The sequence below is a fragment of the Aquisalibacillus elongatus genome, from assembly GCF_003843875.1.
In the GTDB taxonomy this organism is placed as follows: Bacteria; Bacillota; Bacilli; order Bacillales; family Alkalibacillaceae; genus Aquisalibacillus; species Aquisalibacillus elongatus.
Genome location: NZ_RKRF01000009.1, coordinates 299692 through 308269, shown reverse-complemented (window position 1 = coordinate 308269; position 8578 = coordinate 299692). Strand labels below are relative to the sequence as shown.

General features: G+C 38.1%; 7 protein-coding genes, 9 tRNA genes and 1 rRNA gene. 10 read left to right on the top strand and 7 right to left on the bottom strand.

Features of this window, described 5'->3' with window-relative positions; translation table 11 throughout:
• The 3 genes from rrf to EDC24_RS09850 form a co-directional block, all read left to right on the top strand.
• Positions 1-103: ribosomal RNA gene (gene rrf, locus EDC24_RS09860) — 5S ribosomal RNA — on the top strand; the annotation flags it as partial.
• Between the two features lie 85 nt (positions 104-188).
• Positions 189-263: transfer RNA gene (locus EDC24_RS09855), tRNA-Asn, on the top strand.
• Positions 264-278: 15 nt separating this feature from the next.
• Positions 279-354 (top strand) — tRNA-Thr (locus EDC24_RS09850).
• Between the two features lie 41 nt (positions 355-395).
• Here EDC24_RS09850 and EDC24_RS09845 read toward each other — a convergent pair.
• The 6 genes from EDC24_RS09845 to EDC24_RS09820 all read right to left on the bottom strand — a co-directional run bounded on the left by EDC24_RS09845 (position 396) and on the right by EDC24_RS09820 (position 6453).
• Positions 396-827, bottom strand: a complete 432-nt coding sequence (locus EDC24_RS09845) for a hypothetical protein (protein ID WP_124222068.1) — start codon at positions 825-827, stop codon at positions 396-398.
• A 52-nt stretch (positions 828-879) separates the two neighbouring features.
• The gene (gene sph, locus EDC24_RS09840; RefSeq protein WP_245998093.1) at positions 880-1857 is read right to left on the bottom strand and encodes a sphingomyelin phosphodiesterase; all 978 of its coding nucleotides are present in this window, start codon (positions 1855-1857) and stop codon (positions 880-882) included.
• Positions 1854-2921, bottom strand: coding sequence for an ABC transporter ATP-binding protein (locus EDC24_RS09835; RefSeq protein ID WP_124222066.1), 1068 nt, complete (start codon positions 2919-2921; stop codon positions 1854-1856). The genes sph and EDC24_RS09835 overlap by 4 nt, the downstream gene beginning before the upstream one ends.
• 23 nt (positions 2922-2944) lie before the next feature.
• Positions 2945-4627: an ABC transporter permease gene (locus EDC24_RS09830; protein ID WP_124222064.1), complete on the bottom strand. Its 1683-nt coding sequence runs from the start codon at positions 4625-4627 to the stop codon at positions 2945-2947.
• 64 nt (positions 4628-4691) lie between these two features.
• Complete coding sequence (locus EDC24_RS09825) at positions 4692-5681, bottom strand: ABC transporter substrate-binding protein (protein ID WP_124222063.1); 990 nt, start codon at positions 5679-5681, stop codon at positions 4692-4694.
• A gap of 28 nt (positions 5682-5709) precedes the next feature.
• Positions 5710-6453 (bottom strand): HAD family hydrolase, encoded by a 744-nt coding sequence (locus EDC24_RS09820; protein ID WP_124222061.1) that lies wholly within the window; start codon positions 6451-6453, stop codon positions 5710-5712.
• Between the two features lie 361 nt (positions 6454-6814).
• Here EDC24_RS09820 and EDC24_RS09815 point away from each other — a divergent pair.
• The 7 genes from EDC24_RS09815 (at position 6815) to EDC24_RS09785 (ending at position 7625) form a co-directional block, all read left to right on the top strand.
• A tRNA-Glu gene (locus EDC24_RS09815) sits at positions 6815-6889 on the top strand.
• Positions 6890-6896: 7 nt separating this feature from the next.
• Positions 6897-6972 (top strand) — tRNA-Val (locus tag EDC24_RS09810).
• A gap of 16 nt (positions 6973-6988) precedes the next feature.
• A tRNA-Thr gene (locus tag EDC24_RS09805) sits at positions 6989-7065 on the top strand.
• Between the two features lie 8 nt (positions 7066-7073).
• Positions 7074-7158 (top strand) — tRNA-Tyr (locus EDC24_RS09800).
• A 14-nt stretch (positions 7159-7172) separates the two neighbouring features.
• Positions 7173-7247: transfer RNA gene (locus EDC24_RS09795), tRNA-Gln, on the top strand.
• Between the two features lie 208 nt (positions 7248-7455).
• A tRNA-Lys gene (locus tag EDC24_RS09790) sits at positions 7456-7531 on the top strand.
• 18 nt (positions 7532-7549) lie between these two features.
• Positions 7550-7625: transfer RNA gene (locus EDC24_RS09785), tRNA-Ala, on the top strand.
• Between the two features lie 47 nt (positions 7626-7672).
• Here EDC24_RS09785 and EDC24_RS09780 read toward each other — a convergent pair.
• Complete coding sequence (locus EDC24_RS09780) at positions 7673-8482, bottom strand: GNAT family N-acetyltransferase (RefSeq protein WP_170158539.1); 810 nt, start codon at positions 8480-8482, stop codon at positions 7673-7675.
• Positions 8483-8578 lie beyond the last annotated feature (96 nt).

Below are 8578 nucleotides of genomic sequence, written 5' to 3'. Positions count from 1 at the left end.
GCAGAGAGGTCACACCTGTTCCCATGCCGAACACAGCAGTTAAGCTCTCTAGCGCCGATGGTAATTGGGGTGTTTCCCCTGTGAGAGTAGGACGCTGCCGGGCATTTTAATTAAAATATGAAGGTATTTTAATTTTTTTATATTCAAAAGTAAGTTATACTATAAAAGAATATAGTTTTAAGACACATTCCAGCGTAGCTCAGTGGTAGAGCCACCGGCTGTTAACCGGTTAGTCGCAGGTTCGAATCCTGCCGCTGGAGCCATTTTTTTATTTAAAGGCTTCCATAGCTCAGTCGGTAGAGCACTTCCATGGTAAGGAAGGGGTCAGCGGTTCGAGTCCGCTTGGAAGCTCCATTAAAACAATTCAATTAAATACATAAGGGGCTTAGGATTTCCTAAGCCCCTTTTATATAGACTCTATTTCTTATTGTTCTGGTTATACCCCAAAAAAGAAAACGGTATAAAACTGTTATAACAAAAAAGAGATAAATAAATTCGAGAAAAGAGAAAGGTACATAATCAATTAGATAAAAATTAATAAAAACGATTATTAATGACAAAAGTTCCATAAGAGAGTTTTTAAATCCGTTATAACTGTACAAAAACTTAGTTCTCTTTATATTAAAGACATTTTCTAATTCCTCACTAAGCAGTCCTTTAATGATGCTTAATCCTATTATGTAAATTCCTAAAGCTAAAAGATCCCCCAAATTCAAAATATGTGTTGTCACAATATAAACTATGGTGAATAAAAGTAAATACATTTTACTAATCCCCCATTCAATTAACGTTTGCGTTAAACCGTTAGAATCACTGATTCTATTCATAAAAAAATCGCCTTACTTTCGATTATAACGAAAGCGGCGATTTTTTTCTGCTTTAATTTAAAATTTCACTAAAAACAGGGTAATGATCTGAGTAATCATTGTATTCATAAGTCGTTCCCCAAGAAGTGACCGACCAATAAGGTGATTTCACATCTCTCGCTTCTAGTGTCATAGATTCTGGTTGTTTATGATTGTTAGAAACGAAAATGTAATCTAGATATTGAGATCCTAAATCTGGATAGTTGTAGTTTGCAATTGAATTTGTCTCAGGGTCCCAAGTTGCGTCAAAACCTGTATATTGTGGTTCACTTACATTTAATTGGTTTAACATAGCATCATATTCTGCAGAATCTTTAATGACGTTTAGATCTCCTCCGATGATTAACATCTCAGAACGAGGAATACCTTTATCATCAATAAATTGGTTCATTTCTGCCATTTGAGCACTTCTAACTTCTGCTGGTTCACCATCTGAGCAGTTAGAGTCCGTAGACTGCATGTGCGTGCCAATAATGTGATAAGGATCTCCATCTTTCATAATCTTTGTGTAAACAAAACCTTTATTACTCATACTCTCCGGTCCACAAGCTTCACTGAAAACGTATTGAATCTGTTCTTCAATCGGCCATTTACTAACTACAGATACACCACCATTTTCAGGCACAACATAAGAATAACTTCCTCTAGTGTCATCCCACCCTGAAGTTGTGCTCCCTAAAATTGGTGTTTGGTATGGGTATTCACCTTGTAAGTGACCTAACAGTTGTTCAGCTGAACTGTTATCAAATAATTCATTTAGAATGATCACATCTTGACCCGACATGAAATCAGCCTGTCCAATTAAATCAGCTCGTTGTGACTGCCCCCAATTAGGGTATAACGTACTTGACATTAAATAGACATTATAAGAAACAATATCTAAGTCTGTTTGATACGTTTCATCTGCATTTTCCTCAGCACTTGTCGTCATAGAAATAGTAAAAACTAAAGCGAATACTGTTAACAGTGTAATGATTAAACCTTTCTTCACTGAACATCCTCCTCTAAAATATAGTGTGGTTGATCTGGAAATGAGAGTTTAATCTGATCGTTGCGTTGATAACTACCTAAACCATGTGCGTTAAAATCATCTACCATAATCTCTTCACCTTGAATATCAACGAAATACCGTGTGAAATTGCCGTTATAAACGATTCTAGCAATTTTTCCTTCTAGCTGACCTTCTGGGTCTAGTTTAATTCTTTCGGGCCTTATAACGGCTTTTACGTCCTGATTCGTGGTGTTAGAAGGTTGTTCAACTTTAAAACTAAACTTACCAGTTTTAAAGTAAGTATCACCATCAACCTCGGCCAAATTACCGCTTAAGATGTTAGCATGTCCTACAAAGTTGGCAACAAATTCGTTACTTGGTTCGTTATAGATATTGTCAGGGCGATCTAATTGCTGAACAGTTCCATCTTTAAGTACAATCACACGGTCTGAAATACTAAGTGCTTCTTCTTGGTCATGCGTTACGAAAATAATCGTTAAGTTTAGTTCTTCTTTTAAACGGCGAATCTCTTCACGCATGATCATTCGTAGATTAGCGTCTAAGTTAGATAATGGTTCATCTAGTAGTAGAACTTTAGGCTTTAACACTAAGCAGCGCGCAATAGCGACACGTTGCTGTTGTCCACCACTTAATTCACTTGGTTTTCGTTCTTCATAGCCTTCTAATTGCACTTGAGCTAAAGCCTCTTTAATACGTTTTTCACGCTCAGCTTTATCAACCTTTTCAATCTTAAGACCGTATTCAACGTTTTTATAAACGGTCATATGTGGAAATAGCGCGTAGTTTTGAAACACCATTCCTGTAGGACGTTGCTCTGGCGGTAGCTGATCGATTGCCTGGTCATCGAGTGTAATAGAGCCTTGATCTTGCTTATGAAAGCCACCAACAATTCTAAGTAAGGTCGTTTTACCGCAACCACTAGGGCCAATGAATGAAATTAGTTCACCTTGTTCAATATCAATTGAAATATCATTAACAGCTTTGACGTCACCAAAGTATTTATAAAGATGACTTAGTTTTAAAAAGTTTTCGTGTCCACTCAAGTAAACTCACTCCTTATGCTTGATTAAATACTGACACCTGTTTTCTTCTCGATATACTTAAGTAATCCCATACAAGATAGGACAATGACGATTAAAACAAATGACATAGCTGAGGCCATTCCAACTCGCGCTTGTTCTGCTAGGTTTAAAATATAAACCGCTGCTAGATTTGTCCCAGGTGCAATTAAGAAAATGACGGAACTAATTGATACCATAGCTGTCATAAATGTGTATATAAAACCTGCAATAAAAGCAGGGCTCAGTAATGGAACAACAACTTTGCCGAATGTTCGGTAAGGGCCAGATCCTAAATCGCTAGAGGCTTCTTCCATAGATGTATCAATTTGATGCATTTTACTAATACTCGCCTCTAAGCCGACACCAATTTTTCTAAACGTCATGTTTAATACAATTAATAAAACAGTACCTGTTAGGAAAAATGGTGAACCATTAAAGATCAGTACATAACCAATCCCCATGACCGTACCTGGTACGGCTAGTCCGAAAAGTGTCAGGAATTCTAAAGCTTTTTTGCCTGGAATAGGTTTTCTAGCAAATAGATATCCTTGTAGCATACCGATAGTGGCAGCTAGAATTGCAGCGACAAAGGAAACAAATACACTTGTGTATAGTGAGTCCCAACCATTTCTGTTTTGGAAGTGTTCAAGTGTAAAGGTGTTGTTAATTCCAATAATCTTAACAAATGCACCTAAGACAACCATGACAAACATTAATATAATAAAAGATACGAATAGTGTATTGATGGTCATCACGACAGTTTTCACTCTACGTGAAAGTGGAGCATTACTAGCACCAGATTCTCCGCTAATCGTCTCTAAGCCAGAATCATCTAAAATGTAAGTTTGAAAGATAAAAATGATCAAACTTGGGACAATTAAAAATACCCCTAACACAGCAGCTTGTTCTAAATTTTGCTGACCGACAACGAGCAAATAAGCTTCTGAAGCTAAGAAAGGCTCGCCCCCACCTATGATTAAAGGGTTAGAAAAGTCAGCTAAAGCCATGACGAATACAAGTAGTCCAGCTTTTGTAATACCTGTTTGCGATAAAGGAAGAGTTACTTTTCTAATGGTTTTCCACTGTGAAGCTCCAAGGTCACTTGAAGCATGCTCAAGGCTTGGATTCATATTGCGCATAGTGCTCTCAACTAGCATATAACCAATTGGAAAGTACCCAAGTACCTGAGCGATTACAACACCCCAAAATCCATAAATACTGAATTCGACGTCAAACGTACTGTTAATAACGGATGTCACAATTCCGTTTCTACCAAACAGAATGATTAAAGATAGTGAAAAGATAAATGGTGGTGCAACAAGAGGTAATAAAGCGGCACCTCTGTAGAATCTAGAAACAAAACTTGTTGATCTCGTAACATACAAAGAAATGCTTACGCTTAAAATAACAACGATGATGGTGGATATAACGGCAGCACCTAAACTATTCATCATAGAATCAAAATAGTAAGTCCTTGAGAAAAATTCTCGGTAGTAATCCAAGGTAAAACCGCTAGCATCCATGCCAAAACTTTTATATAAAACGGCAAATACGGGGGTAACGATAAATAATAGAATCGCACCTGCTAGAATCATCGTTAGAATAGCAAACCAAGGCTCAGACCAAAATTGGCGTAAGTCTGATGCAAGTTTAGCTGTCCTTGATTGTCTCGATGCTTCATTACTCAAACAAAATCACCTCAGTTGTAGACTATATAGGTAGACCAGCGTAATTTACGCTGGTCTAAATACTTTAGTTTGAAAATTTGTCTTGCCATTCTTTCATAATGCGATCACGGTTATCCGCGTCCCATTGTGCATCATAATCTATGAAACTTTCTTCTAGTCCTGAATCATCTGTAATCCCCGGCTTCGTTACCATTGAACGATACTCAGCTGATAGCTCCATAAAGTCTTGAGTACCTAAGTAGTCCATAACTTTTTTAGCTTTTTCTGGTTGGTCAGTGTTCTCGAAAATCCAAGCAACGTCAAGACTATAGCCAACACCTTCAGAAGGTATAACATCAGTTATTGGGTATCCTTCATCAATATAATCGTAAACAGCTTGGTCCCAAGTTAAACCGACAGCATATTCACCTTGTGCAACCATTTGAGCTGGAGCAGATCCTGATTTCGTATATTGTCCAACATTTTCATCTAGTTGTTCAAAGTACTCCCAACCTTCTTCTTCACCCATGATCTGCATAATAGTTGATACAAATAAGAAAGCTGTACCAGAAGTACCTGGGTCTGGTAGGACAATTTCACCTTCATATTGAGGGTCTAGTAGATCTTCCCAAGTTTGTGGAACATCTAACCCTTTTTCTTTCATAATATCTTCGTTAACGGCAATTAAGTTATACCAGAAAGATGTTCCGTACCACTCACCGTCTTTTTGTTGGAACTTATCTGGTACATCTTCCCACTCATCAGATTCATAAGGTAATAAGTGACCTTCTTCCTCTGCTTTAATACCAAAACCATGGAGCATACCAATTTGCATGTCTGCCCCTACATCAGGTGCTTCAGCTTGGATACGACTCCAGCCTTCACCACTAGACAAACGTAGAACATCTAGTTCTACACCTGTATTTTCCTCAATGTCTTGAACCATTGCGTCCATTTCTTCTGAATCGTTATGTGTGTAAACTTGTAATGGCTCACCGTCTGAGCCTGAGTCACCACATGCAGCTAAAACTAACATAGCTGAGATGATCAAAGTAGTCGTTATTAACTTTTTCATCTTAATTTCTCCCCTCTATTAATGTATTTTATATATTGCAACCTCGGTAATTTTGAATCACGAGGTTAGCATCCTCTAAATGTGAATGATCTTCATGGGCTGATAATCCAATCCCAGCCTGTAAACCAGCATTATGAACAAGTTTCATATCACCATTTGAATCACCAAACATTAATGCTTGATGGTTTTCTATGCCGAGTTGTTGACAGGCTATATCAGCCATGTCACGGAAAGGTTTTCCACGTTCAACGTGGTCATGCCCAATCACAAAATCAAAGTATGATCTAAGATTAAGTAAGTCTAAATGACGTTTAGCTTCGTCAGTTGAGTCAGATGTTACAACAGCCATTTTTAAACCGGCTTGATGAGCATCCTTTATGAATTCGGTAATACCGTCAATTGGCTTTATGTATTGAGACCAATCGAGGTTGGCACTGATTGCTTCGAAACTTTTCGTCACATAAGTATAAGCATCATTCCAAGGAATGTTTCTTTGATACAAATAATGCGAAAGTATCGTTATTAACTCACTTGTTCCACTAATAGCCAAAGGCCCTTTAGGATCCCAAGAGTTTTCATTCAGATATAAACCAATTACTTTAGCCATGTCTTCAGGGTTGAGGTGAATAGATTCACTGAGTTGGTTGCTTATATCCTCAGTAATATCCTGACCCCATTTACCCCATATGGAATAGAAGTCAATAATCGTCCCATCCTTATCAAACAGAATGCCTTCAACTTGATAAGACTCTTTTTCAACTGAAACCTTCATCGTAACCTCCTTTCAAAATTGAGGTTATTAAGTATCTATAATTTGTTAATTTTATTAAGAAAAAATTAAACAAAATTAACAGATGCTTATAAGGTTAATAAGAGTTTGATGGAATGTCAACGAAAGAGGTTGGAAAATAGTGGGGTAAAAACTGTTGTAACAGTGCTTATATCAACTGTTACAAGATTTTTAAAAAAATAATAATTTATTTTGATTATTTTAGGAAATGAGGTTTTTTATTTACAGGATGGAGAAAAGTAGTCTTAAAATTTCGAATGTAAATCCATCCTTTACAAGATGTTTAAATCTATATATAATAAAAAATGTCCGATTTGGACAGGTCACGTTTTGAAAATAGATTGGCCCGTTGGTCAAGCGGTTAAGACACCGCCCTTTCACGGCGGTAACACGGGTTCGAGTCCCGTACGGGTCACCATTTTTGAGGAGGATTAGCTCAGCTGGGAGAGCACTTGCCTTACAAGCAAGGGGTCGGTGGTTCGAGCCCGCCATCCTCCACCATTTAAATTGGATACTAGCCGGCCTGGCTCAATCTGGCAGAGCAACTGACTTGTAATCAGTAGGTTGGGGGTTCGAGTCCCTCGGCCGGCACCACCAATCATGGAGGGGTAGCGAAGTGGCTAAACGCGGCGGACTGTAAATCCGCTCCCTCAGGGTTCGGGAGTTCGAATCTCTCCCCCTCCACCATTTATTAAAATGATTGGGCCATAGCCAAGCGGTAAGGCAACGGTTTTTGGTACCGTCATGCGCTGGTTCGAATCCAGCTGGCCCAGCCATTTTATTTTTTTATGGATAAATTTTGATTGTAAGCACAAGAATATGGCTTAATTAGTCATATAATTTAGAGCCATTAGCTCAGTTGGCAGAGCAAAACCGTAAACATCATTGATTAGACATCCTTGTAGGTTTCTGCGAGGAGCGCGGGCATCGCCGAACTAACTTGCAACGCGACGAGCATTTGACGATCTTGATCTAACATAATTAGAGCCATTAGCTCAGTTGGCAGAGCATCTGACTTTTAATCAGAGGGTCGGAGGTTCGAATCCTCCATGGCTCACCATTACATAATCTAACTGAAGGGGCCTTAGCTCAGCTGGGAGAGCGCCTGCTTTGCACGCAGGAGGTCAGCGGTTCGATCCCGCTAGGCTCCACCATATCAGTTACCAAAGTTGTTCTCTGCTTAATCGGGGGGCAACTTTTTTTATTTAGGAATAACTTTTGCACCACATTCTTTCTCATAAAATTCAATAGGGCCAGCACCACCTATAATTGCATATTCATATCCGATTTGTTTCATTTCATATAAGCAATGGTGAAGAAGAGCAGAACCTATTCCTTTTTGGCGCTGATGTTGTGCAACCCCCATGGGTCCAAAGTATCCCTTCAAATCTTCAAAGGTGTCAAAGCAGGCAAAACCTAAAATGTTATCACCTTTTACAAATATATAAATGTTAGGTAGTTTTTGTTTTAGACCACTATTGATCGTATCGAGCCATCCTTGCCCGAAGTGTTTTGATATGTATTCTTTCAATAGCTCTTCCCATAGTTTATTGACACGAATAATGTTGTCATTAGATGCCTTTTTGTCATAGTGTCGTAAATGAACAATTAAATCCCGTGATGTGGTGCCTAGTTCTAAAAGAAGTAGAGCGTCTTTTTGAGACAACAGATGATGGACACTGTTAGATTTTATTAATGCTTTGAGTAAATGCCCTTCATTCAGTACTGTTTGATTGTAATGTTTCATATATTGCCAAGCTTGGTTGGTAATATTTTTGACCGTCTCTGTAATTGGGATAGAGTAAATCTGTTCATTTTCCGCAGCTTCAAACGTATGGGGTAATAGTTGTCTGATTTGGTCAGCATTAGTTTCTAGCCTTAAAAAAGTATCCGCAAAAGGGCCGCTTTTTTCTTGGATAAAGGCTAATAGTAGATGTTCTGGTAGTAAACAGTGGTAGTTGGCTTCATGCTCAGCACGTTCAATGATTTGTTTTATTCTATTAGTTATCATAATTAACCCTCCTACCATTAAGTTCTAATTAGAAGTTATAAACCCTTTTTTGAAAACGTTTGCAAAATTGCATATTTATTCATGTTTTTGTTCAGT

Excerpts from the sequence above, each read along its gene's own strand:
- EDC24_RS09845 (WP_124222068.1), bottom strand. The coding sequence starts at position 827 with ATGAATAGAATCAGTGATTCTAACGGTTTAACGCAAACGTTAATTGAA.
- EDC24_RS09825 (WP_124222063.1), bottom strand. The coding sequence starts at position 5,681 with ATGAAAAAGTTAATAACGACTACTTTGATCATCTCAGCTATGTTAGTT.
- EDC24_RS09820 (WP_124222061.1), bottom strand. The coding sequence starts at position 6,453 with ATGAAGGTTTCAGTTGAAAAAGAGTCTTATCAAGTTGAAGGCATTCTG.
- EDC24_RS09780 (WP_170158539.1), bottom strand. The coding sequence starts at position 8,482 with ATGATAACTAATAGAATAAAACAAATCATTGAACGTGCTGAGCATGAA.